The sequence below is a fragment of the Fictibacillus halophilus genome (genome assembly GCF_042680145.1).
GTDB classification, from domain to species: Bacteria; Bacillota; Bacilli; order Bacillales; family Fictibacillaceae; genus Fictibacillus; species Fictibacillus halophilus_A.
Genome location: NZ_JBHTNQ010000001.1, coordinates 922,346 through 948,207, shown reverse-complemented (window position 1 = coordinate 948,207; position 25,862 = coordinate 922,346). Strand labels below are relative to the sequence as shown.

The window sequence follows — 25,862 nt, the reverse complement described above, 5'->3', positions numbered from 1 at the left end:
TCCTTTCTATGCAAACTGCGAGTATAATACGTATGCCCAATACTTAACATATGCTTTTATCCTTGTACGGGTGTTATGAAATATTTGTGCAAGTTCTTCCAACTTGTATATAATGAATCTATATTTCAGAAGATAAAGGTGATCATTGAATGCCACAGTCGAAGTTTTTTCGTATCGGTTACGGATTGCTCCTCATTTTTCTTATTATTTTAGTAGGAACAAAGATTGATTTTATTTTCAGACCGATCGTCGTTCTTGTTCAAACATTGTTTTTCCCGTTTTTATTAGGCGGCGTTCTGTACTATTTGTTCCGTCCCGTTGTTCAATTTCTACATAAGCGCAACGTACCGAAAGTATTATCTATTTTGTTAATCTACTTGCTTGCCATCGGATTGTTTGTTTTATTGTTCTATTCCATCGGTCCTGTATTGCAAAGACAGGTCAGCAACCTGGTAGAAAACACACCTGCGTTAATTGATGCGATACGTTCAAAGCTGAACGATCTGCAGCAAAATGAATGGGTGAATCGCTTCCAGGAAAGTGAACAATTTGATGTAAAAGAAATCTCTGATAAAGTTTCAGCTTACTTATCTAATAGTGTTCAAACGATTGGAACGAACATTGCGAACTTCATCGGAATCATTACCAACATCATCATGATTTTTGTAACAGTACCATTTATCCTTTACTACATGCTTAAAGAAGGCGAAAAGGCGCCGCAGATGGTGCTTCAGACATTGCCTGAAAAACAGCGCAACAATGGGACGAAAATTTTAAAAGATATGGATATCGCGCTAAGCTCATATATCCAGGGACAGATTCTAGTCAGTGTATGTGTAGGAACAATGCTTTATATCGGATATTTAATTATTGGGATCGAGTATTCATTGATCCTTGCAATCATAGCCATGTTTACGAACGTAATTCCGTTCTTAGGGCCTATTATCGGGGTTGTACCTGCGCTGATTGTAGCAGTTGTTGCCTCTCCTGCTATGGTAATTAAAGTGCTGGTTGTCATGGTCATTGCACAGCAGATTGAAGGGAATGTGATTTCGCCGCAAGTTATGGGTAAAAAACTTGATATCCATCCGCTTACGATCATTTCCATATTGCTCGTTGCAGGAAGTCTTGGCGGACTGCTTGGTTTAATCTTAGCGGTTCCTGTCTATGCGGTGTTAAAGGTTATCGTTCTGCATACGTACAGATTGATTAACTTAAGAAGAGAAAAGAAGATAGAGGGATAAGGAAATAGCACCGGTTGGCCGGTGCTCTTTTTTTGTGCTAGTATTTCTCAGTTTGTGCTGAATATAAATCTGCCTGAGCGCTCATAAATCTCCCCGAACGCGCATAAATCCTCTCGAGCGCTCATAAATCTCCCCGAACGCGCATAAATCCTCTCGAGCGCGCATAAATCCTCCCGAGCGCGCATAAATCTTCCCTAGCGCGCATAAATCTCCACGAGCGCGCATAAATCCTCCCGAGCGCGCATAAATCTTCCTGAGCCCGCATAATTTCGCTTCTGCTTTCATTAATATAGAAAAAACACACCATTTCATCTAATATGGTGTGTCTTCGTTAAGCTTATTTCGCTTCCTGAGGTTCCTTGTCGTAAATCGGCACCCAGCCTTCTTTTGATTTGAAGATGCGTACTGCTACTACTTTTCGATCTTCCTGCAGAGTAAAGTAATGACGGTAATTTTCAGGAACAGATATAAGATCGCCCGGCTCAAGTTCTACATCAAAGAATCTGCCGTTTGGCCCTTCGATCGCAAAGATTCCATGACCTGAAACGATAAAGCGCACTTCATCATCTGTGTGGTGGTGTTCAGATAAGAAATTTTTCAATAGTTCATCTAAGTTTGGTGTTGCATCAGACAGAGAGATAACATCTGAAGTTACATACCCCCGGCGCTCCGAAATATCATTAATTTCGCTTTGGAACGTCTGGAGCACTTCTTCTTTTTCTTCATCCGTTAAAGAGTAGTTTTCACGAAGGTTTTGAGGAAGTTTTTCAATATCCCATTTTTCATAAATAACTTCCTGTGAATTTAAGTAAGCTTCTACTTCACTTTGATTTTCGATTCTTTCGTTGTTGTCATGAAATCTTAATTGTGCCATGTTTTACTCCTCCAAATGATTTATTTTTTGTTTTTTTGCTTAAAAAAGAAAGTGTTTGAAGTTTTAAATGATAGGAGAAAAGAAATTCAAAAGCTTCCAAATGTTTTTTCGCTTCAAATGCATTTTTTCCCCAAACCGTGATTCCGTGATTGCGGATCAGCACTGCCTTCGTATCCGGTTTTATCACACCGGCAACGGCTTCAGACAGCTTAGTCAAATCTGCATGGTTCTCAACGATAGGCACTGTAATACTCCCGTCTTCTTCCCATATTCCAAATGCCTTGATTAATTCTTGTCTTTGAAATGTAATTTCTCCATCGTTTCCATACAGCTCTGAGATAAGGTTATTGTCAACGGTATGAACATGCAGACAGCAGCCTGCATCTGTTAAACGATATACTTCACAGTGAATGCCGGTTTCTGCAGAAGCTTTAAGCGATGTCTGCTCAACAGCTTTCCCTTCTCCATCAACGAGTAAAAAATCTTCTGACGTACGCTTCGTTTTATCTTTGCCGCTTGCAGAAACATAAAATGTTAGCGGACTCTCTTCAACTTTTATCGATACGTTTCCACTAGTTCCAGGAAACCAGTTTCTTGCAGCTAACTCATCTTTCACATCGGCCAATTCGTTCCAGCGTTGTTCATGAATAGTCAACTTCTTACCTCCTCTTTTTCCAATGCATGGATGACATCAAAAAATGTTTCAAAAGGTGTATATTGAATATTGTTTTCTTCACATTTTTCAATTAAGTAATCTCTTGCAAAAACTACATCGGCAAGCTTAGAAGCCTGAAGATCCGTTATGGAGTCACCGATTACTATTTTTTGAAAATCGTGATATTGGTTATCTGTCTTTCTGATAAAGGAAGGCTTGCAGCACCCGCAATCATTCTGGCAAAATTCATCACATTTGTTTGGCCACGTAATTTTGATTTGCTCTTCGGAAAAATCACTATGATTGCAGATGATTTGTTCAGGATTCAGTTTATCTTTCAGCACTGGATGAACAAAGAAATCAATACCTCCGCTTACGATATAAAGCGGAATTTTTTCTTGCTTCGTAAAATTTATAAATTCTTTAAACCCATCTCTTATTTTGGAACGAGTCAAAACAAACTGTATGATGTCCTCCTTCTTGTTGGAAGATATCCGTGAAAACAGCTTCCCTACTCCTTCTCGAATCGAGATGTTTTCGTTTAAAATATCGTTCACAATCGGCTGCCATCCATTTGGAGCGAACTCTTCCATTATGGCTACGATGTTGTCTTTCTCGGTAACAGTTCCGTCAAAATCGCAGAAGATTACTTTGCGCGTCATGTTACAGGCACTCCGCCCCATAACTCCAAAGCTTTTTGAAGTTCCGGGTGTTTCTCGGCATAATTTTCTAGATCTTCGCCTGTAACTACTGCATCTACAGCTAGACGGAATGCTCGTGCCCCGCCTGCTGCTCCGTCAGGATGACCGTGAATTCCCCCTCCAGCATTAATTACACTATCTAAGCCAAAATCGTTAAACAATACAGGAGTTAATCCAGGATGAATTCCGGCTGATGGTACTGGGAATGATTTTTTTAGCGCAATATTATCTGTTGTTAATGCTTCTGCAATATTTAGTGTTTCATCTCTATCAAGTGCCACACTTCCATATGGAGACGGGAACAGTACTAAATCTGCTCCTGCATATCGAAAAAGTTTTCCGAGCAATACTGAGTAACCTATTCCATAGAGAGAAGATGAACCGATTGCGCCTGACAACGCAGGATGTGCCATGATCGGAAGAGGTATTTCTTTATCTTCTGCCAACTCCTGAAGCACATCAGGTCCATATGACAGCACATTGAACAGCAATGCATTTGCACCCAGATCTGCAGCGCGCCTTGCTTTATCACGCAGTTCACTTGTTCTCCCAGTTAAGTTCACTGCGTACAGCGTTTTTTCACCAGTTCTGACTTCTGCCTGCTGCAGCACTTCTTTTGCAGTCTTAATGCGGTCTTCGAACGGAGTCAGCTGATTATCAAAAAGAATTTCATCATCCTTCACAAGGTCTACCCCGCCAAGTGCCTGTTCATATAGCTGCTGTTTAAAGAATGAAAGATCTTTACCAAGCACTCCTTTAAAAATACTCATCACTAACGGCCGGTTATGAACACCTAAAATATCACGTATCCCAGATATTCCATACTTCGGTCCTGGGAAACTCGATTCCAGCTGTTTATCAAACTCCAAATCTACGAGCTTAATCTCTCCGTCAAGAGACAGTTTGCCAAAGACAGTCGTCAAAATTGCTGGAATATCGTTAGAAAAATTTGCAGAAGGATAAGAGATCTTTAGCAATCCTCTCGTACGCTGATTTCCTAAAAACCGATCAGCTGCATCGTCACGCTCCAGTTCAACGACACTTTCTACAACACCTTTATTTTTTCGAAGCTGTTCTTGCTCAAGCAGCGGCAGATCTGTCCAAGATCCTATTGTCAATCCCAGCGCAATGCCTTCAGCTTTTTTATCTAAATTTCCTTTTTTGTCATGAACCAAATAGGTCGCTGTTACTTTTCCCATATCGTTAAAACTCCTCTCAAACACACTAATATTCATGTTCATTCAGAAGCAAGAAGGTCGAGGAAGCTAAGTTTCGAGGAACGCAGCGTATTAAACATACGTGAGTACCGGAGAAACAAAGCTGACGACGAGATTCGCCGCTTATCAAAGAACATATAAAAAGCCCCATCCAAAAGGAAGGGGCGCTAAATATCGCAGGTCCGCTTCCTCTCATCTCTCAGTCTATTTGACTGCAAGAATTAGCACCGTTTTCAGCTAAAACATTAGCTGAATGGTTGCCGGGTTTCATCGGGCTAGTCCCTCCACCTGCTCTTAATAAGAGTGCAAATTGTTCGAATATAATATTAATTGTGATTATGACAGGGCATGAAGATCCTGTCAACCAATTTTTTTAATGACTTTTGCGATTCTGTCGGCTGCTTCTATTAGCCTTTCTTCTGAAGTAAGCAAACCTGCCCGCACATATTTGTCTCCTTCTTTTCCAAATCCGACCCCTGGAGCAACGACAACATGAGCTTTTTCTAGTAAATGATCCGCAAACGTTTCTGACGTGTATCCTTCAGGAACTGGGAGCCAACAGAAGAACGAACCCTTTGGAGCATCGACGTTCCATCCGTTTTCTCTCAACCTGCCGATAAAAGCGTTGCGTCTTTTTTCGTATGTCTCTACTAGTTCATCCACGCATTCTTGGGATTCATTAAGCGCAGCGGCCGCTGCATGCTGCACGGCTCCAAATAGACTGACATAAAAATGATCTTGAAGAAGGTTGATAGATTCAATGACTTGCTCATTTCCGACTGCGAAACCGACACGCCAGCCAGCCATGTTGTATGTTTTGGACAGTGTATAGATTTCTATTCCAACTTCTTTCGCTCCATCAACCTCTAAAAAGCTGACAGGCTTTTTGCCTTCAAATCCAATAGCACCATACGCAAAATCATGGCACACTAAAATATCATGTTTTTTTGCAAGTTCAACGGTCTCTTCAAAAAAATCCTTCGTAGCGACACCAGCTGTCGGATTGTTCGGATAGTTTAAGAACATAAGTTTAGCTTCTTGCAGCACATTTTCCTCTAAACGATCATAATCAGGCAAAAAAGCATTCTCTGCTAAGAGAGGCATCGTCTCCATCTTCGCCCCAGCCATTGCGATTCCTGACCAGTAATCAGGATATCCGGGATCTGGAACAAGAGCAATATCTCCTGAATTTAAATAGCACTGAGATAACTCTACTAAACCCGTTTTACCTCCGAACAATACTGCTACTTCTTTTTCCGGATCCAGCGTAACTCCGTATTCTCTTTTATAAAAATCGGCTGCAGCCTGCTTTAAAAAGGAATGTCCGCGAAACGGCGAGTATTTGTGATATGCAGGATTGTCTGCCCCTTCTTTTAACGCATCCACAATATGATTTGGCGTGGGCTGGTCCGGGTTCCCTTGTCCAAGATTAATAACATCATAGCCTTGCTCCACATACTGTGATACTTTTTTTACAAGTTTAGCGAAAAATTGTTCCGGCAGTTTCCCCATGACCTCTGCCTGTTCAAAACGTTTCAAACGATCACTTCCAGTCTAATTTGAATGTTCTTGAAATTCTAATCAGTTATGTTATACGCTTAAGGAAATTCTGTAAAGACTTTTTTTGGCATAAGGGAGTGTTTTTGTGAAAATTGTATGTATACAGGTCGATGTCCAATTTGGAAATCCAGGAAAAAATATGGAACACATTGAGAAAGAAATTCGTGAGGCGGTTCGTCTTCACAAGCCTGACACCATAGTGCTTCCTGAACTTTGGGATACAGGGTATGATCTGTCGCGCCTTGACGAGATCAGTGATGAAAATGGTGAAAAAGCAAAAAAATGGCTCAGTATCCTTGCTAAAGAGTTCGAAATTAACATCGTTGGCGGATCTGTGGCGTTTCGGCAAGGTAATGACGTTTATAATACAATGCTAAGCTTTGACAGAAAAGGTCAGCATATCGGAACTTATTCGAAAGCACATCTTATTACGCTTATGGAAGAAGAAAAATATATCGCTCCTGGCAAAGAAAACGGTATTTTCACTGTTGATGGGATATTGTCTTCAGCTGCAATCTGCTATGATATCCGTTTTCCTGAATGGATACGCATGCCTTTTATAAAAGGAGCAAAAGTTTTATTTGTTCCTGCTCAATGGCCAATCCAGCGACAGACTCATTGGCGTGCTCTTTTGATTGCCCGGGCTATTGAAAATCAGTGTTATGTTGTTGCTTGTAATCGTGTAGGAAGTGATCCTAACAATACATTCGCCGGTCAGTCTATGATCATCGATCCTTGGGGCGATATTGTCGCAGAAGCCTCCGTTTCTGAAGAAGAAATCCTTACTGCTGAAATATCTCCTGAATTGGTTGATGAAGTCCGGGCGAAGGTTCCTGTTTTTAAGGACCGACGTGTGGATCTTTACTAAGTGGGACCCCACTAGTGCAAGCGCCGAAGAAGCTCACCGCTCGCTCCGCGAAAAGCGAGCATCCTGAATCGGAAATCAACCGCTTCCTCTTTTCTTAAGGTTCTTTTCTAAAGGCTGTTTTCTAAAAGATTGTTGTTTTTGATGTTTTTTTTAAAAGTACATCGTCGAAAGTTGATTGGAGCGCAAGGTGCGAGACTCCTGCGGGATTAGCGGGACAGGTGAGACTCCTAAGCGCACAACGCAGGGGAGGCTCACCGCACGCCCCGCGGAAAGCGAGCACCTGGAGTGGAAATCAACACTTTCAATAAGCTTTACAAGAACAGCTACCTAAAAAAAGTTTGACAAACCGTTTCCAAACATTGTAGTATAACGATTATGAATTGCGCGAATATTATTTCGCTTTTAACGAACTGAATAATTGGTCTCTTATCAAGAGCAGGTGGAGGGAATGGCCCGATGAAACCCAGCAACCGACCGTAATACCATTGTGAAATGGGGCGCCCGCAAGATATGGGGAGCCGCTGGATTTTTTATTAAAATCAGCGTATGGCACGGTGCTAATTCCAGCAAAACTACTCGTTTTGCTAAGATAAGAGGCGCGGGACAACTGTCTTTCCGGGCCTCTTTTCTAATATGAAAAGAGGCTCTTTTATTTTTTAAAAACATTCCGGGGGGAACAAAAAATGACCGTAAAAGTAAAATCAGCATATGAACCATTAAACGAACTGACTGTACTCGATGTAATTAAACCTTTGAACTTTTTTGATACAGCCTCTCTAAACGAGCTCGTTGTTCAAGAGATTGGTGATGGCAACTTAAATCTTGTTTTCCGTGTACAAGATCCTGATTCCAAACAAGCACTGATCGTGAAGCAGGCTCTTCCTTATGCAAAAGTAGTTGGAGAAAGCTGGCCGCTTACTTTAGACAGAGCCAGAATTGAAAGTGATGCTTTATTGCATGAAGCTGAGTCCGTTCCGCATCTCGTACCAAAAGTTTATTACTCCGATTCACACTTAGCCGTAACAGTGATGGAAGATCTTTCAGACCATGTCATATTGCGCAAAGGTTTGATCGAAGGGAATACGTATCCTCTTCTTGCAAAAGATATCGGAACTTTCACAGCAAATACAGCTTTTTATTCCAGTGATTTTTATCTTCACCCTTTTGATAAAAAAGAACAGGTAAAGCGTTTTTCCAACCCTGAACTTTGCAAGATTACAGAGGACTTGGTATTTACAGATCCATTTTTTGATCATGACACAAACGATTTTCCTGCTGAACTGAGAAGTGACGCAGAAAAAATTTGGGCAGATCAAGAATTGCTTCGTGAAGTCGCTCAACTCCGATTCTCTTTTTTAACTAGAGCTGAGATTTTGCTGCATGGCGATCTTCATACCGGAAGTATTTTTGTAAAAGAAGACTCGACAAAAGTGATTGATCCGGAATTTGCTTTCTATGGTCCAGCAGGTTTTGATCTTGCACACTTTTTTGCGAATCTGACACTGAATCATCTTTCACAAAACGCACATGCAAAAGAACCGTTTCATCGGGAAAATGTACAGTCCTTCCTGCTGCAAACGATCGAGAAAACATGGGAGACATACACGAATACTTTTACAGAACTATGGCGCGAAAAAGCATCAGATCCTTTTGCTAAAACAGAAGGCGTTCTTGAAAATTTCCTTCGGCACACCTTTCAGGAAGCAATCGGATTTGCCGGCTGTGAAGTAATACGAAGAACGATCGGACTTGCACATGTTGCTGACCTTGATTCCATTGAACAAAAAGATATTGAACTTTTTTATAAGAAAAAAGCGCTTGAGCTAGGAAGCTATCTCATAAAAAACCAAAGAAAATTTACGAGTATCACTCAACTAACTGATTGGATTAGAGGTGCATAAAGAATGACCGTAGCTGAAAAATGGGTCCCTTCTGTTCGATATCGCAGGGACCATCTTCTTATCTTAGATCAGCAGCAGCTTCCGCATCACACTGTATACTTGAATGTAACAAGTATTGAACATGTGTGGGATGCTATTTCAAACCTAAAGGTGCGGGGTGCACCTGCAATCGGCATTTCGGCCGCTTTTGGCCTTGTGCTTTGGAGCAACAGCGAGATAGATAATAAACTTGAATCATTTTTATCAAAGCTGCAAGTTAAGCGAGATTACCTCGCCTCCTCTCGGCCGACAGCTGTTAACTTATTTTGGGCACTGGACCGGGTAGTTCGCGCGGCGCAAAAAGCCGTTTCGGTAGACGATGCTAAAGAAAAGATTGAACTAGAAGCTATTAACATTCAAACAGAAGATGAAAACACATGCCGCAAGATTGGTGAATATGCTCTTTCACTTTTACAGGATGGCGATGCAGTAATGACAATCTGCAATGCTGGTGCGATCGCAACGAGTAAATACGGCACAGCACTGGCTCCCTTTCACCTTGCTAAAGAAAAAGGATTGCATCTCTCCGTTTATGCAAACGAAACACGACCTGTCCTCCAAGGAGCTCGTTTAACAGCTTGGGAGCTGCAGGCAAATGATATTGATGTAACGCTCATTACAGACAATATGGCCGCACATACCCTTAAAACAAAAAATATTAAAGCCGTTATCGTCGGCTGTGACCGTGTTGCGGCGAATGGAGATACCGCTAACAAAATCGGAACATTCGGATTAGCTCTCCAGGCAAAAGCACTAAGCATTCCCTTTTATGTCGCTTGCCCCTTATCTACTTTAGATTTAGAAACAGCAAGCGGTGAAGATATTCCGATCGAGGAGCGTCCTGAAGAAGAAGTCACTCATTTAAACGGTATCCGTATTGCACCTGAAGGCATTAAAGTGTTCAACCCTGCTTTTGACGTAACACCCGCTGAGTATATATCAGCCATCATTACGGAAAAAGGTATTGTAAGCGGTAACTACAAGGATTCTCTATATGAGCTTAAGAAGGAAAACAACTAATAAAAGAAGGCTGTTTTCGTAAACGTTGCTGTTACTAGAAGTGGTTGATTTCCGCTCCAGGATGCTCGCTTTCCGCGGGGCGTGCGGTGAGCCTCCTTGGCGCTATGCACCATTAGGAGTCTCAGTGAAGCATGTCTGCTCCTGCGTCTACAAGCAACTCCTAACGAAGTGAGCTTCCTCGTCGCATGCCTTGCGAGAAGAATACTCAGGTAGCTGGCACGCTGATCCCGCAGGACAAGGAAGGCTTCGGCAGCGTTACATCGCACGAAGAAAATGTGATTTTCATTTTCGAGGAGTCTCGCACATTGCACTCCAATCAACTTTTCAATGAAGTTTTTTAAAAAGTATCTAAAGTCAACAATGCTTTAGAAAAAAACCTAAACAAACAGCACACCCCGTTGTCAGGATGTGCTGTTTTTCATTGTATAAAATTCATCTAAAAAAAGTTGTGCTTCTTTAGCAGGCATCGGTTTACTGATGATATATCCTTGTGCGGTATGGCAGCCATATTCACGAAGAAGCTTCATCTGTTCGTACGATTCAACACCTTCTGCCACAGTAGTTAACGACAAACCTTCACACATCATAATAATAGCCTTAATGATGGCGGCATCACTCGTATTGAAAAAGTCATCACTCAAGTGGCGGATAAAGCTTTGATCGATTTTAAGCGAATCAACAGGAAAATCTTTTAAGTAGCTAAGTGAACTATAGCCTGTACCAAAATCATCAATCGATAGTTTAACACCTAGTTCTCTTAATTCCTGCATAATACTTATACTGTATTGCACATTATGAATCATCGTGCTTTCGGTTAACTCCAAATGCAGACACTCAGCAGGTATTCCTGACGTTTGCAGCGCCTCTTTTACTTCATATACGAATGACAATCTCTGAAACTGCCTTCCTGAAACATTAACAGAAATTGAAAGATGGTGTGCACCTTCATCGTGCCAGTGTTTCAGCTGTTTACAAGATTCAAAGAGAACAAATCTTCCAATGTCATCTATGAGGCCAATTTCTTCTGCAAGAGGAACAAACTGCATCGGTGAGACAAGGCCAAGTTCCGGGTGGTTCCAGCGTACGAGTGCTTCGAAACCTGTGATTCTTTCCGTCTTCATGCAAAGCTGCGGCTGAAAGTAAGGCTGAAGCTCTCCTTTTTGAACCGCCTTTCTTAAATAGCCTTCGAGTTTAAGGCGTTCAAGTGTAAATGCGTTCATTTCGTCAGTGAAAAACTCACGTTTGCCGCGTCCTTTTTCTTTTGCCTTATGAAGAGCAATGTCAGCATTTTTTATCAGTACATCTGCTTCCTTACTATCGTTTGGATAGATGCTGATTCCGATCGATGCGCTGACCGTATATTCCTGTCCATCTAAATAGATTGGCATTTTTAGCGCTTCTGCAATTCTGTTTGCCGTGTCTATCACTTCTCCCGGCTTATCAAGCGTTGGCAGGATAAGCGTGAACACATCCCCGGCAAAACGGCATAAAAGGTCATCCCCTTTAATCGTCTGTCTAAGCTGCTTGCTAACATGCTTTAATACTACATCGCCGATATGGTGACCAAGACTTTCATTTATAATTTTAAAATGGTCTATATCTATAAACATGACAGCTAGTTTATTTTTGGTATGATGATTCTCTTCCACTAACTCACGAAGTCTTTTCTCAAATTGATTTCGGTTCGGCAAGCCTGTCAGTGAGTCATGAAAAGCTAGTCTTTCTATCTTTTCTTCTGCATTTTTCTGCCACGTTATGTTTTTGCTTATTCCGTACACACCAACTACGGCCTGGTTCACAACGATCGGTATGTTCGTAATGCTGCATACGATTTCGCTGCCGTCTTTTTTCCTGATACTCGTTACAAAAGTTTGGGGTTTGTCATGTATAGCAAGACGAAAATGTTCAACAACACGCTTGTGATCTTTTTTACATACGAAATTTAACGCATGAGCTTGGAGCATATCTTTTTTTGAAAATCCTAATGTTTGAATAAGTGCTGGATTCACACTCGTAATATATCCATTCATATCCATAGAATAGATCATATCCGGGTTATGATCGAAGAGTGATTTGTACCGCTGTTCAGACTCGAGAAGAGTATTATTAAGCTGCTCCATTTCTTTCGCACTTGCTTGCACTAAGTGTGACATCGCTAAAAGATCATCTATTTCTTGTGATTGCTCCGGCATTTTTAATTTTAAATCATTTTCATTTTTGTTTAGATAATTGAAGGTTCTCATGATTACACCTCATCTGCTAAAAGAACAATCATATGGATTCGAGCATTATGCCACTATTAATATCGGTGCACAGTTCAATATTTTAACAGGACTATTGGTGGTTATTTTTACCATATAAAAAATCGCCTGATTTAATATCAGACGATTTCTTTTTATCATTTAACGAAGCACGATATAACCATAGAATAATACTAAAACAAGTGATATCCAGAAAAACACCCAGTTCATTAAACGGCCTTCACCGCGTTTTCTTTGAACAAGAATGATTTCCATCAATCCGATCATAACTAGCCCTAGAACACCTTTAATAATAAGTGGACCTTTATTTACAATTCCAGGGTCTGTGAGGTAGCCAGCAAGCATATGCCCGCCTGTTGCAAGTATTGCTAAATACAAAACTCGCAGAATCATATGAAAAATTTTAGATTTTTTCCCGGCATTTTTTTTGTATAGCATATACGTTACAAAAAACAAAATCAGAGCCAGAAACCAAGATGTAACATGTGCATGAATCATAAATATATCCTCCTATGTATAATTCTCCATATTAATATACCACGAAGTCTATCCAACAAGACAACCAAATGAGTTGCCCCTGTAAAGAAAGCACTTTCACTGGTATAATAGCACTGTGAGAAATCTTGCAGAATAGAGGTGTTCCCTATGAAACAGACACAGACTAAGAATACGGAAACTGTTATTTCTAAAACGGAGCAGTATGGTGCACAAAACTATCATCCGCTGCCAATCGTAATTTCAAAAGCGGAAGGTGTATGGGTAACAGATCCTGAAGGAAACCGTTACATGGATATGCTTAGTGCATACTCCGCGGTAAACCAAGGACACCGCCACCCTAAAATCATCCAAGCTCTTAAAGATCAAGCAGACAGAGTAACACTGACTTCACGTGCGTTCCACAACGATCAGCTAGGCGATTTTTATGAAAAAGTTTCTAGCCTGACGAAAAAAGACATGGTGCTTCCTATGAACACTGGTGCTGAAGCTGTTGAAACAGCAATCAAAGCTGTTCGCCGCTGGGCATATGATGTGAAAGGTGTTGCTGATAACCAAGCAGAAATCATCGTTTGCGAAGGAAACTTCCATGGCCGTACAATGACAGCCGTATCCATGAGCTCTGACCCAGATTATCAGCGCGGATTTGGTCCTATGCTTCCGGGAATTAAAGTAATTCCTTACGGTGATCTAGATGCATTGAAGGCTGCTATTACACCTAACACTGCAGCATTTATCTTAGAACCGATTCAAGGTGAAGCAGGAATCGTTATCCCGCGTGAAGGCTTCTTGAAGGAAGCTCTTGAAGTGTGTAAATCTGAAAATGTTCTTTTTGTAGCAGATGAAATCCAATCCGGTCTTGGCCGTTCTGGTAAAATGTTCGCTTGTGACTGGGAAGAAATTGAGCCAGACATGTACATCCTAGGAAAAGCACTTGGTGGAGGCGTTATGCCGATTTCTTGTGTTGCAGCTAACCGGGAAATCCTTGGTGTATTCAACCCTGGATCACACGGATCAACATTTGGAGGAAACCCGCTTTCTTGCGCAGTTTCTGTAGCTTCTCTTGAAGTACTTGTTGAGGAGAACTTGGTTGAGCGTTCATTAAAGCTTGGGGAGTATTTCCTAGGCGAGCTTAAGAAGATTGATAATCCAGCGATCAAAGAAGTTCGCGGAAAAGGATTATTTATCGGAGTTGAGCTAAACGAACCAGCTCGTTCTTATTGTGAAAAACTAAAAGAGCAAGGCTTATTATGTAAGGAAACACATGAAAACGTAATCCGCTTCGCACCGCCGCTGATCATTTCTGAAGAAGACTTAGATTGGGCGATTGAGCGCATTAAAAACGTTCTTTCTGTTTAATAATTGTGGGAAGCTGACTCTCGTGGGTCAGCTTTTTCATTTTTTTAGGTTGAAAGCCTTTAATATGGTTCAGTTTCGTTTGCCGAAACAGTTCTCAGTCCATACCAGGAGGGGTATTAGGTGGTATCAGAGAGGTTTAATCCACAAAAAATCGGGTCCAATCCAAAAGTTTTACCTGTTTATCCACGAGATTTTACCCCCAATCCAAAAGTTTTGGCCATTTATCCACGAGCCTACAATCCTCGACAATTTTCACCATCACGTATACCCCTCGAACGAACAAAAAAGAAGCAGCCACCGCTGCTTCTTTCCCTTTTTATAACGCTTTAACCATCCCGCCATCAATCAGCAATGACTGGCCTGTAACGTACGTGTTAGCTCCGGAACAGAGAAACACGACCATCTTTGCAAATTCTTCAGGCTCACCATAGCGGCCAAGAGGAATGCCGCTTTCCATTGCTGCTTTCACTTCTTCTGCAGAGACACCCTTCTTCTCTGCAACCATCTGATCCAGTTCACCTACACGGTCTGTTCCGATTCGCCCTGGACCAATCGTATTGATCAGGATGCCATCTTTCCCAAGCTCTTGTGAAAGACTCTTCGATAAACCATTAATGGCTGTACGGAACGTATTAGATAAAATCAGACCATCGATTGGCTGCTTGAATGAGGATGACGCGATATTCACAATGCGTCCGCCGCCATTCTTTCTCATATTAGGTGTGACCGCACGAACTGTCCTCACTAAGCTCAAGAGTGTCAGTTCAAATGCTCCCTGCCAATGTTCATCTTCAAAGTCGTTAAAGTTTCCAGCTGGCGGACCTCCTGCATTGTTCACCAAAACATCGATGCTTCCGAGCTTCTCTACTGTTTCTGCTACGAGTTCATCGATCTCATTCCGCTGTGTGATATCACACTTCTTAAAATGTACGTCTGCTCCCGTTTCGCTTTTTATTTCTTCAGCTGTTTGTGATAACTGCTGTTCATCCCTGCTTGTGAGCATGACGTTCGCACCTTCTCTGGCAAACTGCAGTGCGCACGCTTTTCCGAGTCCTTTACTTGAAGCAAGAACTAGTACATTTTTACCTCTTAATCCTAAATCCATCAAATATCACCTAGTTTCTTTATTGATTTATAGAACAAAGCTTACATATTTCGTTTCAAGATAAGCTTCCATTCCTTCGACTCCGCCTTCACGGCCAAGACCGCTTTCTTTCATGCCTCCAAATGGCGCTTGAGCTGCTGATGGTACGCCATCATTCCAGCCAATGATTCCGTAGTCTAATCCTTCTACGATTTGAGTTCCTTTTGACATGTTTTCAGTGTACACATATGCTGCTAAGCCAAATGGACTTGTGTTTGCAAGTGTGATCCCTTCTTCAATGGAACTGATCTTGTGAATTGGAATAACCGGTCCGAACGTCTCTTCATTCATGATCAACATATCTTGTGTTACGTTTTTCAACACCGTAGGTTCGTAATAATAAGCCCCGTTTTCTGCTTTTCCTTTTCCGCCCGTTACACACTCTGCTCCGCTTGCAACAGCGTTTTCTACATGCTCAGATATTTTATCGTAGCCGTCTTTATTAATGATCGGTCCGATATCAGTACCTTCTTCAAGTCCGTTGCCTACTTTTAGCTTTTTCGCTTCAGCGGCAACGAGTTCCACAAACTCATCGTATACGTTTTCCTGAACATAGACTCTATTGATACAGATACACGTTTGACCTGCATTACGAAACTTCGAAGCTACGATTCCTGCCACTGCTTTTTTAAGATCAGCATCATCGAGTACGACTGCAGGTGCATGGCCGCCAAGTTCCATAGATACGTTTTTAACTGTAGCTGCGCTCTGTTCGATCAGCTTTTTCCCGATTTCAGTTGATCCCGTAAATGTTACTTTTCTTACTTTTTCAGAATCCATGATCGCTTTCCCAATAATAGAGGATGAACCTGTTACAAGGTTGATAACTCCTTTTGGAAAGCCTGCTTTATCTGCAAGTTCTACTAGTTTTATAGCTGTTAGAGGTGTTTCCTTTGGCGGCTTCACGATAAATGTGCAGCCAGCTGCAAGAGCCGGACCAAGCTTTCTCGTGATCATGGCAGCCGGGAAGTTCCATGGTGTGATCGCTGCTACTACTCCAACTGGCTGACGCAATACTTGCATTCTTTTATTTCCAGCACTTGAAGGGATCGTTCTGCCGTAAACACGTTTACCTTCCTCAGCGTACCATTTGATAAAAGAAGCTGCATACATCACTTCACCTACAGATTCTTTTAACGGTTTTCCCATTTCTAACGTCATCAGTTCCGCGATCTCTTCTTTTTCATCTAACATCAAATCATGCAGTTTCATGAGGTAGTCAGCACGCTCATAGGCAGTCAGTTTAGCCCATCCGGCAAAAGCATCATGAGCTGCATCAATTGCAGCTTCCGTTTCTTCTTTTCCGCAAGATGGCACAGTACCGACAACCTCGCCATTAGCAGGGTTAAATACCTCTATTTTTTCAAGAGAATCTCCTGTCCAAGAACCATTAATATAAAGCAGCTTTTCCATGTGAATTCCTCCTCTATGTAACTAGTAAAATTCGACTTCATTCTACTATTTCATTACGAAGTGTCCCGATTCCTTCTATTGAGATTTCAATCGTGTCCCCGGCTTTAAGGAAAACTGGCGGCTTCATACCTTTCCCTACCCCTGCTGGCGTTCCTGTCGCGATAATGTCTCCGGCTTCAAGCGTCATGCCTTTTGAAAGTTCAGCAATCATAGTCCGTATGTCAAAAATAAAATCAGATGTATTTCCTTTCTGACGCACTTCCCCGTTTACCTTCGTTTCAATCATAAGAATCTCTGGATTTGGGATTTCAGAATGATGAACGATCCAAGGTCCCATTGGACAAGTACCGTCTAAGCTTTTTCCGAGCAAAAATTGCTTATGCTTCTGCTGCAGATCACGTGCTGTAATGTCATTGATAATCGTGTAGCCAAACACGTAATCCATTGCTTCTTCCTTAGTGATTCCAGTTCCTGTTTTCCCGATAACAACAGCGAGTTCTCCTTCGTAATCCAATTGATCGGTAACCTTCGAATGGCTTGGAATTCCCTCACCATGTCCAATAACTGCTGTTGGAGCTTTCGAAAATACCATGATGTCTTCAGGAATATCTGCTTCGCTCCCCATTTCTATTGCGTGGTCACGATAATTTTTACCGATACAAAATACATTTTTCGAAGGACGCGGAATAGGCGCTAATAAATGAACCTCTTCCAATGGATATGTATAATCTGCCGCTTTTACTTGATTTACAAGATCATTAACAGTGGAAGTGAATTCCTCTCCTTGCTGAATGGCTTTTAATAAAGTTTGAGGTATCTCTTTTCCAACTGAAGCTGCCAGAGCTGATACATTGATCACAGCATCATCCTTAACTATTCCTATAAATTGATCTCCCTTTTGAACTGCAGAAACAAGTTTCATTTTGTATGAATTCCTCCTCTTAAAAAACGCTTCCATGATTATTAGTTCTACTATATAGCCCAGGGCTCTGTACCGTAAAGAAATTTGCTGTTAATACTACGAGTCAGATCTGGTTTTTTCTTCGTTTTAAAATATGGTAAAATAGTGTGTCATCTAAATCACCCAGTCATTTGGGTAAACGTAATGAGGGAATGAAACCATGAAAACTGTACTAAGTACGTTAAATGCAAAATATATACACACTTGTCTTGCTTTAAGATATTTAAAAGCATACAGCGAACCTGAATTTCCAGTAACGATTCGCGAGTTCACGATAAAAGATCCATCGCTGAATATCGTGACTGACCTTTACAGCCAACAGCCAGATGTCCTTGGTTTCAGCTGTTATATCTGGAACATTGAAGAAACGATCAAGGTTATTCAGATGTTTAAGAAGATCAAGCCTGAAACAAAGATCGTTCTCGGCGGTCCTGAGGTTTCCTACGATGTAGCGTATTGGCTTGACCGTATTCCAGAAGTCGATTTTATCGTTGTGAATGAAGGTGAAGAAACATTTAAGCACTTGCTTGGTCAGATTCAGAATAACGGTTCGTTCGAAACTGTCGCTGGTCTTGCATATAGAATAGACGGCAAACCGAAAATCAATGGACCACGCGAAAAGCTGGATCTGAAAACAGTCCCATCCCCATTTCGGTTTGAGGAAGACGTAGAATCTCTTTCTAAACGCATCACCTATTTTGAGACAAGCCGCGGTTGTCCTTATTCATGTGCGTTCTGCTTATCTTCAATCGAAGTAGGTGTCCGTTATTTTAATCCCGATCTTGTTAAAGAAGATTTGATATTTTTGATGGATAACGGAGCGAAGATTATTAAGTTCGTAGATAGAACGTTCAATATTCGCCGTGATTACGCACTTGAGATGTTCTCCTTTTTAATCGAGAACCGCCGACCTGGCGTCGTGTTCCAGTTTGAGATCACGGCAGATATTATGAGACCTGAAGTTATTGTTTACCTAAATGAACATGCTCCAAAAGGTTTGTTCCGCTTTGAAATTGGTGTTCAATCTACGAATGATGCGGTTAACGAACTTGTTCAGCGCAGACAAAATTTCGAGAAGCTTACCCGAACAGTTACAACAGTGCGTGACGGCGGAAAGATTGTTCAGCATTTAGATTTAATAGCTGGATTGCCTGAAGAAGATTACAACTCGTTCCGCAAAACATTTAACGATGTTTTTGCGTTTGGGATTGAGGAAGTTCAGTTAGGATTTTTAAAGATGCTACGCGGTACTGGGCTTCGTCTGACAGCTGAAAAGCATGATTACGTTTATATGGACCATTCACCATATGAAATTTTAGGCAACAATGTTCTGACGTTTGACGAAATCATCCGCATTAAGCAAGTAGAGGACGTATTGGAGAAATACTGGAACGATCATCGAATGGATCACACGGTAAAATATCTGATCAACCATGTGTTTGATTCGCCATTTGATTTCTTTCAGGAGTTCGGAACATATTGGGAGACAAGAGGGTGGTCCAGAATCGGACATCAGCTTGAAGATTTATTTAAACGATTGATCGCATTCTTAAAAGAATCTGCACCACACGCTTTACCTGCAGCTGAAAGCCTGATGAAGCTAGACTATCTAGAGCGTCAGCAGTTTAAACCTCGTAAGCCATGGTGGGAAAATACACAAAACAAAGAAGAAACATCTAAGTTCTTATCATTACTTGCGCAGTCACCTGAAGTGATTGAAGGTTTCCCGGCACTTTCTGAAAAAGACATTTATAAACATGCCTTTGTTACAGAAACCGCAATCGATCCATTATCAGATCAAATCGAACATCATCCAGAAAAATCATATTTGCTGATTGCTCTGTTTGACCCAAAACAGCAAAATACACAGATTTTCACTGCACCAAAATCACTTATACATGCAAAAAGGGACGCGTAATCCGCATCCCTTTTTTGTTTATTATTATTGATTGTATTTTGAAAACACTTCATTGACAAGTTGATTGGAGCGCAAGGTGCGAGACTCCTACGGGATCAGCGGGACAGGTGAGACTCCTAAGGGCGCAAAGCGCCGAGGAGGCTCACCGCACGCCCCGTGGAAAGCGAGCATCCTGGAGCGGAAATCAACCGCTTCAAGTAACAATCAACGTTTACAAAAACAGCCTTTATTTTTTTATTACTGGCTGCCCTGAAACAAATACTGGTGAAGGATTTAATACGACAGCTTGATCTTTTTTAAGACCTTTCTTTATTTGAACTAAACCGATTTGCTCAATCCCTGTCTCAACTTTCATCTTATACAGCTTATCTTTCACGATAATAAGAACATACTTATTACCATCATCTTTTAGGACCGCTTTCTTTGGAACACTTATTGCTTTTTCAGCTAATTTTTCAGAAACGATGATTTTCGCAGTCTGTCCTTCTACCCAAGCTGCTTCATCCTCTACAAGAACAGTCAAAGTAAAAGTCTGATCCTCCTCTGATGGCAGAACAGTTTGAACCGTTCCGTTAAGCTTTTTCTTTTGATTTGGTGACTCGATTTGGACGGAATCCCCTGTTTTTACGAAACCAGCCATCTCTTGTTTGACCGAAGCCTTCAATTCAAAATTTCCTTGTCCAATAATAGTCAAAACTGGCTTTTGATCTTGAATACCATTTACTTCTGAAACCACTCCATCTGCAGGACTTTTTACAGAAAGAGCATCAAGACGATCTTCTAAATCGCTGATTTCACCGGATAATACTGAGCTTTCATTTTCTGCAAGCTCTTCTTGAAGTTCAGCATTGCTCAGCTGCTCCTGAAGACTAACCTTTGCCTCAGCACTGTCTTTCTCATCGTCGAAGCTTGAAAGTTCACTTTCCCACTCGCTTATCTGGCTAGAGTAATGATCAGCACGCACATCTGCAGCTTCTTTTTCTCTTTTTAGTGTTCGAAGTTCTTTTTCAATTTCGTTATTTTCGTATGTAACAAGTGTCTGACCTGAGGAAACCGTATCACCAGGGTTCACCATTATTTCTTTTATCGATCCTAATGAGTCATTCCGATAAATATCAAACGTGTTTTTTGAAAATGCAATTCCTATTACTTCATGCTTTTTCGAAAAATCTCTCTCTTTGGAGAGTGTGGTTTCAAGTCTTGGAGCTTCAATTGCTGTAGACTCTTTTTTATCAAATATTAATAAATTCATCACTAGCAGGAGAACAATTATTATGCCAGCCGCTATCCATTTTAACCTATTCATATGACAGCTCCCCCCTACACCAATTGTCCGCTGACTAATGCAGCATATAAGGAATATAAAATAATCCAGAAAACAGATCCGCAAATTGTGATGGCTAAACAGTAGCTTTTTGCTTTAAATGATAACTGTCTTAATGCAAAGTAAATGACAACTGAACCCCATACGGTAAATAAATTAATGGAATTCAAAAGCTCCTGCCAAAATCCGTGCTTAAAGAACAGAACTCCTGCAAATCCAAAACCTAAAGGCTGAACAACTTCTTCAGCACCTGTTGCAAATTGAAACGGCAGTTCAAATGCTAATCCAATTAGAAAAAGCACATACACGACACTCATTACATAAAAAAGAGCTTTGTAGCTGACATCTCTAAAGAATACATAAAGAAATAAAGTCCCTGCTTGGAGAATGAGGAACGGTACAATAATTCCCCATGCACCTCCGGCTATAGATATTAAAAATCTGAGCAGCTCTTGTTCTGCTCCTGAAAGTTTTGCAGATTCAACGAATGAAATATTTTTGAAAGATGGATATGCCGCAAAAAAAGATAGTGCATGTAGCAGTCCGCTGACCGCTAAAATCGCGATAAACCTAATCCAGAATCCTTCTTTTTCTTTCCACTCTTTATAAAATGAAAAATATGTATAAGGCTTTGTTAAAGCAGGAATAATTTGAGCTCTTCCTGTCATACGGCCTCCCCCTTCTCTCTCTGTTTATCTGTATATCGTATCACATTTTTTTACTCATAATGACAATTTCTGACTCATTTTTTCAAAAATAGACACATCTCCGTATAAATGCCTTTAATCCGCAAAAACTAAGGCAAACTATTGCAGATCGGGATGAGGTCTATATGACTTTTTTTAAGAAACCTAAAAAGCTTAAGCCAGAAAAAGAAGCTCTTAAAACACAAGATGGTCCTCAAGAGAATAACTCTCAGGAAAACCAATCTGTCACAGTCCAGAATCTTAGCCTAGATGAAATTTTAACGAAGGTTAAAGAACCTTTCTCTGCAACTGAAGATTTATTGACACATGAAATTGAGCTTCCATCTGATAAAAGCCGGATAGCTCTTCTTTATATTGAATCCATTGTGGATAAACAGCTTGTGCAGAGTATGATTTTAAATCCTTTATTTGTGACAGATAAAGAAATCAATTTTGCTTCTTTTAAACAGATGGCGAGCATTGATCTAAAGAAGCACACTGACTTAAAACAAGTACAGGAGCTGCTTCTGCAATCAAACACGCTTATTTTTACTGAAGATACAACTTGTTTTTATGCCATGTCAACACCTGTAAAGACGCAAAGAGATATAACAGAACCAGATAATGAGACCATCATCCGTGGAGCGCATGAAGGTTTCATAGAAAACCTGTCAATGAATCTGGCACTGGTACGAAAACGGTTAAAAACCCCAAGATTGACTGTCAAATATCTCCAAGTTGGTAAAGAGACTCATACTACAATCGCATTATTATATGTCGACAATATTGCAGACCCTGAGCATGTAAAGGAAGTGGAAAAAAGAATAAAATCCATTGAGGCTGATGCGGTTTATACTCCTGGAAATATTGAGGAAAGCATTGAAGACAAGCCGTTTAGTTTTTTCCCGCAGATGCTCAGTACTGAACGCCCTGACCGTGTTGCGGCAAACTTAATGGAAGGCAGAGTAGCCCTTATATACGACACATCACCAACAGCCCACATCATGCCTGTAAATTTCTTTTCGTTCTATCAATCTGTAGATGATTACAATAAAAGATGGCATATCGGTTCCTTTTTCCGTTTTGTCCGAATTATGGGTTTTTTTATTGCTATGGGATTGCCTGCTGTATATATCGCAATCGTTTCATTTCATTTTGAGGTCATTCCGTTCGGTCTCATTTTGCTGATAAAAAGTTCACTTGAGGATATCCCTTACCCTCCCTTATTTGAAGCACTTCTGATGGAGCTGACGATCGAATTAATACGAGAAGCTTCTATAAGACTTCCAACAAGGATCGGTTCCACCATCGCCATCGTTGGTGGTCTCGTAATTGGTGATGCAGTAGTAAAAGCAGGACTTGTATCAAATTTAATGATTATCGTTGTGGCCATTACTGCCATTGCGGCTTACATCGTTCCGTCAAATGAAATGAGTGCTGCTGTGCGTATTTTGCGATTTCCGTTCATGATAGCAGCTGCGACTTTAGGATTTTTAGGGATTGTTTTTGGATTTATGATTTTAATTTTCCATTTATGCAGGCTGTATACATTTGGATCTCCATATTTCGCACCAATAGCACCACTTAATCTGGGGGATTTGAAGGATGCGTTTATACGAGCCCCGTTTTGGAAACAGAATACACGGCCTAAAGATGTAAATGCACAAAAAACAGATAATTCAAACCATACTCGAAAGTGGGATAAGTCATGAATAATCATACCATCACGCATAGACAGCTTTTCTTTTTGATTGTTCAGACACAAGTCGGTGTCGGTGTATTATCTCTGCCCTATTCTTTATTTGCTAAAGCAAAGATAGATGGGTGGATTGCTCTCATCATTGCAGGGTTGTTCATTCAATTTTCAATATTAGCCATTTGGAAACTATGTGACAGATTTCCACAGAATACGATTTATGACATCCTCCCGAAAATAATGGGAAAGAATTTAGGTTTCGTGTTCAACTTCATTTACACGCTGCATTTTGCGTTTATTTCTATTTTAATCCTAATCATGTATAACAGCATTGTCGGTAAATGGATTTTATTTGAGACACCTCATTGGGTCATTATTTTTATCATGGCTTTTGCAGGATGGTATTTCATAACCAGTACACCGAGGGAAATAGCAAGGTTTTTTGTACTCGTCACACCACTTTTGTTAATTTTGTTTGGCTTCATCTTGTACGCCTATACAGATGTTCATCTTCTGTATGTTTTTCCAGTCGGGCAGACTGGAATGCTTACCATTATTAAGAGCTCTTCTGATGCTGTCGTAGCATTATTGGGATTTGATGCAGCACTCATTTTTTTAGCTTACACGAGCGGTTCGCCTGCAAAAAAAATAAAAGTCATATCATTCGCTTCATTTTGTATAACAGTACTTTACGCGTTCATCGTATTTACTACTTACATTTTCTTTAACCCTGAGGAAATCGTGATTGTTCCTGAACCTGTACTATATATGCTTAAAGCTTTTACTTTTTCAATCATCGAAAGAACCGACTTGATTTTCCTGTCTGTATGGATTATTTCGGTGGCTACTTCTTTTATCAGTTATCTCTTTGTTGCTGCAAAAGGCGTACAAACATTATTCAGACTTCAGCACCATCAGTCAGCAGCACCTTACATCACCATTTTCTGTGCAATGATTGCGATAATCCCAAATGAAAAACTCGAGATTCTAATTTGGAATAAATACATCAGTCTCACATCGTTAATCTTTTCAGGATTGTTTCCAATTGTATTATTGCTCATTGCAGTATTAAGGAAAAAGCAAGAGAAAGGGGCGGCTCCTTCATGAGGAAAATATTTTGTTTTCTGCCTGCTCTGCTTCTTATGACAGGGTGCTGGGATCAAACGATGCTTAATCAAACCAAACTCATAACAGCTGGGGGATTTGATTATACAAAGGATGGAAAAGTAGTAACAACGGCTGCTGTCCCTCAATCTGTTGCAGCAGAAGCAGGACAGGGTAACATCGTTAATCAAATCTTTTCAGCTTCGGGTTACACAGCCCGGCAAAGCAGATTAAGGCTGGATAGAAAAGTTGCAGAAAGGCTGGATGCTTCAAAGAACCAGCTCATTATTTTTGGAGAAGATGCTGCTAAAAAGGATCTTTATCAAATTTTGGATGTATTTTATCGTGATCCAAAATCTGCTTTAAATGCGAAGTTAGCTGTAGCGAAAGGAAAAGCTTCTGATATAATCAGCACGCAGTTTGAAGAGCCTAAAATGTCTACAGGTGTAGGAGAATATTTGAAGGATTCAATTCGCAGTGCTGAAGAATCAGCGACTGTCCCAAAAGAAAATATACAGACGATATGTCCTATCATGTTTGATCCAGGGCAGGATTTTGCTCTTCCTTATTTAGAACCAACGAAAAAAACAGTTAAAATCCGCGGTGTAGCTTTGTTCCATGAACATCAAATGGTTGGAACAATAAGTGAACCATTATCTGTTATATACACGATGCTTTCAGGTGAAAAACATACGATTGCTATGAATACTACTAAAAAGATCTTTAATAACAAGAAACCTGAATTAATGAATTATGTTACGATTAAAGTTAAAAAAAATAAGCGGTCATTTAATGTAGATGTTTCGCATGAAGGAAAGATTTCGGCAAAAATAAAATTAAAAATGAAAGTTGTTGTAACAGAATATCCAAGTGATAACTTGAACACACCTGGTGAGGTGAAAAAAATAGAAGAAAAAATCTCAAAAAAAATGACAAAAGATGCACAAACAGTTATCAATAAACTGCAAGGAATGAACAGTGACCCATATGGCGTCGGCAGACAGGTAATGGCTTATCATTATCCAGTCTGGGAAAAACTAGATTGGAATAAAGAGTATCCTAAAATTGATTTCACTGCCTCAGTTGATGTTGATGTGATCGGTCACGGAATTATTGAATAAAAAAAGGATTCGAGGTACATATGCTTCGAATCCTTTTCTTTAGCTGTTATCATAAACTTGTTGAAATTGAAGAGTAGCGGTTGATTTGTCCCCTTCTCTAAGCCTTTTCATTTAGGCTGTTTTAGTAAACATTGTTTCTATTTGAAAGGGTTCATTTCCGGTCCAGGATGCTCGCTTTCCGCGGGGCGTGCGGTTAGCCTCCTCGGCACTTTGTGCCCTTAGGAGTCTCACCTTCAAGGAAGTTTGTGTGCTCCTGCGTCTACAAGCAAATCCCGACGAAGCGTGTTCCTCGTCGCATGCC

General features: G+C 40.6%; 21 protein-coding genes and 2 riboswitches. Of the genes, 9 read left to right on the top strand and 12 right to left on the bottom strand.

Going from position 1 to position 25,862, the window contains the following annotated elements; genetic code table 11:
* Positions 1-149 precede the first annotated feature (149 nt).
* Positions 150-1,244, top strand: coding sequence for an AI-2E family transporter (locus tag ACFQ4X_RS04950; protein ID WP_379833439.1), 1,095 nt, complete (start codon positions 150-152; stop codon positions 1,242-1,244).
* Between the two features lie 337 nt (positions 1,245-1,581).
* Here ACFQ4X_RS04950 and ACFQ4X_RS04945 read toward each other — a convergent pair whose 3' ends face one another.
* From ACFQ4X_RS04945 to ACFQ4X_RS04925, 5 genes are all read right to left on the bottom strand, one after another.
* Complete coding sequence (locus ACFQ4X_RS04945) at positions 1,582-2,118, bottom strand: 1,2-dihydroxy-3-keto-5-methylthiopentene dioxygenase (RefSeq protein ID WP_379833438.1); 537 nt, start codon at positions 2,116-2,118, stop codon at positions 1,582-1,584.
* The gene (locus ACFQ4X_RS04940) at positions 2,096-2,767 is read right to left on the bottom strand and encodes a methylthioribulose 1-phosphate dehydratase (protein ID WP_379837040.1); all 672 of its coding nucleotides are present in this window, start codon (positions 2,765-2,767) and stop codon (positions 2,096-2,098) included. The genes ACFQ4X_RS04945 and ACFQ4X_RS04940 overlap by 23 nt, the downstream gene beginning before the upstream one ends.
* A gap of 2 nt (positions 2,768-2,769) precedes the next feature.
* A complete protein-coding gene (locus tag ACFQ4X_RS04935; protein ID WP_379833437.1) occupies positions 2,770-3,435 on the bottom strand; it encodes a 2-hydroxy-3-keto-5-methylthiopentenyl-1-phosphate phosphatase in 666 nt (221 codons plus the stop codon).
* Complete coding sequence (locus ACFQ4X_RS04930) at positions 3,432-4,673, bottom strand: 2,3-diketo-5-methylthiopentyl-1-phosphate enolase (RefSeq protein ID WP_379833436.1); 1,242 nt, start codon at positions 4,671-4,673, stop codon at positions 3,432-3,434. The genes ACFQ4X_RS04935 and ACFQ4X_RS04930 overlap by 4 nt, the downstream gene beginning before the upstream one ends.
* Before the next feature lie 207 nt (positions 4,674-4,880).
* A riboswitch (SAM riboswitch) is annotated at positions 4,881-4,995 on the bottom strand.
* A gap of 56 nt (positions 4,996-5,051) precedes the next feature.
* Positions 5,052-6,230, bottom strand: coding sequence for a pyridoxal phosphate-dependent aminotransferase (locus ACFQ4X_RS04925; protein WP_379833435.1), 1,179 nt, complete (start codon positions 6,228-6,230; stop codon positions 5,052-5,054).
* 106 nt (positions 6,231-6,336) lie between these two features.
* On the opposite strand from ACFQ4X_RS04925, the gene ACFQ4X_RS04920 reads away from it, so the two are divergent.
* The 3 genes from ACFQ4X_RS04920 to mtnA all read left to right on the top strand — a co-directional run bounded on the left by ACFQ4X_RS04920 (position 6,337) and on the right by mtnA (position 10,079).
* Positions 6,337-7,119: a carbon-nitrogen family hydrolase gene (locus tag ACFQ4X_RS04920; protein WP_379833434.1), complete on the top strand. Its 783-nt coding sequence runs from the start codon at positions 6,337-6,339 to the stop codon at positions 7,117-7,119.
* A 423-nt stretch (positions 7,120-7,542) separates the two neighbouring features.
* Positions 7,543-7,715: riboswitch (SAM riboswitch) on the top strand.
* Between the two features lie 87 nt (positions 7,716-7,802).
* Positions 7,803-9,020: an S-methyl-5-thioribose kinase gene (gene mtnK / locus ACFQ4X_RS04915; RefSeq protein ID WP_379833433.1), complete on the top strand. Its 1,218-nt coding sequence runs from the start codon at positions 7,803-7,805 to the stop codon at positions 9,018-9,020.
* Positions 9,021-9,023: 3 nt separating this feature from the next.
* Positions 9,024-10,079: an S-methyl-5-thioribose-1-phosphate isomerase gene (mtnA, locus tag ACFQ4X_RS04910; protein WP_379833432.1), complete on the top strand. Its 1,056-nt coding sequence runs from the start codon at positions 9,024-9,026 to the stop codon at positions 10,077-10,079.
* A 401-nt stretch (positions 10,080-10,480) separates the two neighbouring features.
* Here the strand turns inward: mtnA and ACFQ4X_RS04905 are convergent, their stop codons facing one another.
* On the bottom strand, positions 10,481-12,322 hold the full coding sequence (locus ACFQ4X_RS04905; protein WP_379833431.1) for a sensor domain-containing protein: 1,842 nt from the start codon (positions 12,320-12,322) through the stop codon (positions 10,481-10,483).
* 159 nt (positions 12,323-12,481) lie between these two features.
* On the bottom strand, positions 12,482-12,838 hold the full coding sequence (locus ACFQ4X_RS04900; protein ID WP_379833430.1) for a DUF1516 family protein: 357 nt from the start codon (positions 12,836-12,838) through the stop codon (positions 12,482-12,484).
* Positions 12,839-12,985: 147 nt separating this feature from the next.
* Between ACFQ4X_RS04900 and ACFQ4X_RS04895 the strand changes: the two genes are divergently transcribed.
* Complete coding sequence (locus ACFQ4X_RS04895) at positions 12,986-14,194, top strand: ornithine--oxo-acid transaminase (protein WP_379833429.1); 1,209 nt, start codon at positions 12,986-12,988, stop codon at positions 14,192-14,194.
* A 316-nt stretch (positions 14,195-14,510) separates the two neighbouring features.
* Here the strand turns inward: ACFQ4X_RS04895 and ACFQ4X_RS04890 are convergent, their stop codons facing one another.
* From ACFQ4X_RS04890 to ACFQ4X_RS04880, 3 genes are read right to left on the bottom strand one after another with little or no spacing between them, the layout of a single operon-like run.
* On the bottom strand, positions 14,511-15,299 hold the full coding sequence (locus ACFQ4X_RS04890; protein ID WP_379833428.1) for an SDR family oxidoreductase: 789 nt from the start codon (positions 15,297-15,299) through the stop codon (positions 14,511-14,513).
* Positions 15,300-15,326: 27 nt separating this feature from the next.
* Positions 15,327-16,751, bottom strand: a complete 1,425-nt coding sequence (locus ACFQ4X_RS04885; protein WP_379833427.1) for an NAD-dependent succinate-semialdehyde dehydrogenase — start codon at positions 16,749-16,751, stop codon at positions 15,327-15,329.
* Between the two features lie 37 nt (positions 16,752-16,788).
* Entirely contained in the window at positions 16,789-17,673 is an 885-nt protein-coding gene (locus tag ACFQ4X_RS04880; RefSeq protein ID WP_379833426.1) for a fumarylacetoacetate hydrolase family protein, read from the bottom strand.
* 199 nt (positions 17,674-17,872) lie between these two features.
* Here ACFQ4X_RS04880 and ACFQ4X_RS04875 point away from each other — a divergent pair, with 199 nt between their 5' ends.
* Positions 17,873-19,630 carry a B12-binding domain-containing radical SAM protein gene (locus ACFQ4X_RS04875; protein WP_379833425.1) on the top strand — a complete coding sequence of 586 codons (1,758 nt, stop codon included), beginning with the start codon at positions 17,873-17,875 and terminating at the stop codon, positions 19,628-19,630.
* A 226-nt stretch (positions 19,631-19,856) separates the two neighbouring features.
* On the opposite strand, the gene ACFQ4X_RS04870 is transcribed toward ACFQ4X_RS04875, so the two are convergent.
* The gene (locus ACFQ4X_RS04870; RefSeq protein ID WP_379833424.1) at positions 19,857-20,936 is read right to left on the bottom strand and encodes an efflux RND transporter periplasmic adaptor subunit; all 1,080 of its coding nucleotides are present in this window, start codon (positions 20,934-20,936) and stop codon (positions 19,857-19,859) included.
* A 14-nt stretch (positions 20,937-20,950) separates the two neighbouring features.
* Positions 20,951-21,622: a hypothetical protein gene (locus ACFQ4X_RS04865; protein ID WP_379833423.1), complete on the bottom strand. Its 672-nt coding sequence runs from the start codon at positions 21,620-21,622 to the stop codon at positions 20,951-20,953.
* 164 nt (positions 21,623-21,786) lie between these two features.
* Between ACFQ4X_RS04865 and ACFQ4X_RS04860 the strand changes: the two genes are divergently transcribed.
* Genes ACFQ4X_RS04860 through ACFQ4X_RS04850 form a run of 3 tightly spaced genes read left to right on the top strand, consistent with a single transcriptional unit; the run spans position 21,787 to position 25,561 of the window.
* On the top strand, positions 21,787-23,352 hold the full coding sequence (locus ACFQ4X_RS04860) for a spore germination protein (RefSeq protein ID WP_379833422.1): 1,566 nt from the start codon (positions 21,787-21,789) through the stop codon (positions 23,350-23,352).
* Positions 23,349-24,443, top strand: a complete 1,095-nt coding sequence (locus ACFQ4X_RS04855; RefSeq protein ID WP_379833421.1) for a GerAB/ArcD/ProY family transporter — start codon at positions 23,349-23,351, stop codon at positions 24,441-24,443. Before ACFQ4X_RS04860 ends, ACFQ4X_RS04855 begins: the two co-directional genes overlap by 4 nt.
* Positions 24,440-25,561 carry a Ger(x)C family spore germination protein gene (locus tag ACFQ4X_RS04850; protein ID WP_379833420.1) on the top strand — a complete coding sequence of 374 codons (1,122 nt, stop codon included), beginning with the start codon at positions 24,440-24,442 and terminating at the stop codon, positions 25,559-25,561. Before ACFQ4X_RS04855 ends, ACFQ4X_RS04850 begins: the two co-directional genes overlap by 4 nt.
* Positions 25,562-25,862 lie beyond the last annotated feature (301 nt).

Coding starts and splice junctions, on each gene's coding strand:
- ACFQ4X_RS04950 (WP_379833439.1), top strand. CDS start 150: ATGCCACAGTCGAAGTTTTTTCGTATCGGTTACGGATTGCTCCTCATT.
- ACFQ4X_RS04945 (WP_379833438.1), bottom strand. CDS start 2,118: ATGGCACAATTAAGATTTCATGACAACAACGAAAGAATCGAAAATCAA.
- ACFQ4X_RS04935 (WP_379833437.1), bottom strand. CDS start 3,435: ATGACGCGCAAAGTAATCTTCTGCGATTTTGACGGAACTGTTACCGAG.
- ACFQ4X_RS04930 (WP_379833436.1), bottom strand. CDS start 4,673: ATGGGAAAAGTAACAGCGACCTATTTGGTTCATGACAAAAAAGGAAAT.
- mtnK (WP_379833433.1), top strand. CDS start 7,803: ATGACCGTAAAAGTAAAATCAGCATATGAACCATTAAACGAACTGACT.
- mtnA (WP_379833432.1), top strand. CDS start 9,024: ATGACCGTAGCTGAAAAATGGGTCCCTTCTGTTCGATATCGCAGGGAC.
- ACFQ4X_RS04905 (WP_379833431.1), bottom strand. CDS start 12,322: ATGAGAACCTTCAATTATCTAAACAAAAATGAAAATGATTTAAAATTA.
- ACFQ4X_RS04900 (WP_379833430.1), bottom strand. CDS start 12,838: ATGATTCATGCACATGTTACATCTTGGTTTCTGGCTCTGATTTTGTTT.
- ACFQ4X_RS04895 (WP_379833429.1), top strand. CDS start 12,986: ATGAAACAGACACAGACTAAGAATACGGAAACTGTTATTTCTAAAACG.
- ACFQ4X_RS04890 (WP_379833428.1), bottom strand. CDS start 15,299: ATGGATTTAGGATTAAGAGGTAAAAATGTACTAGTTCTTGCTTCAAGT.
- ACFQ4X_RS04885 (WP_379833427.1), bottom strand. CDS start 16,751: ATGGAAAAGCTGCTTTATATTAATGGTTCTTGGACAGGAGATTCTCTT.
- ACFQ4X_RS04880 (WP_379833426.1), bottom strand. CDS start 17,673: ATGAAACTTGTTTCTGCAGTTCAAAAGGGAGATCAATTTATAGGAATA.
- ACFQ4X_RS04875 (WP_379833425.1), top strand. CDS start 17,873: ATGAAAACTGTACTAAGTACGTTAAATGCAAAATATATACACACTTGT.
- ACFQ4X_RS04870 (WP_379833424.1), bottom strand. CDS start 20,936: ATGAATAGGTTAAAATGGATAGCGGCTGGCATAATAATTGTTCTCCTG.
- ACFQ4X_RS04865 (WP_379833423.1), bottom strand. CDS start 21,622: ATGACAGGAAGAGCTCAAATTATTCCTGCTTTAACAAAGCCTTATACA.
- ACFQ4X_RS04860 (WP_379833422.1), top strand. CDS start 21,787: ATGACTTTTTTTAAGAAACCTAAAAAGCTTAAGCCAGAAAAAGAAGCT.
- ACFQ4X_RS04855 (WP_379833421.1), top strand. CDS start 23,349: ATGAATAATCATACCATCACGCATAGACAGCTTTTCTTTTTGATTGTT.
- ACFQ4X_RS04850 (WP_379833420.1), top strand. CDS start 24,440: ATGAGGAAAATATTTTGTTTTCTGCCTGCTCTGCTTCTTATGACAGGG.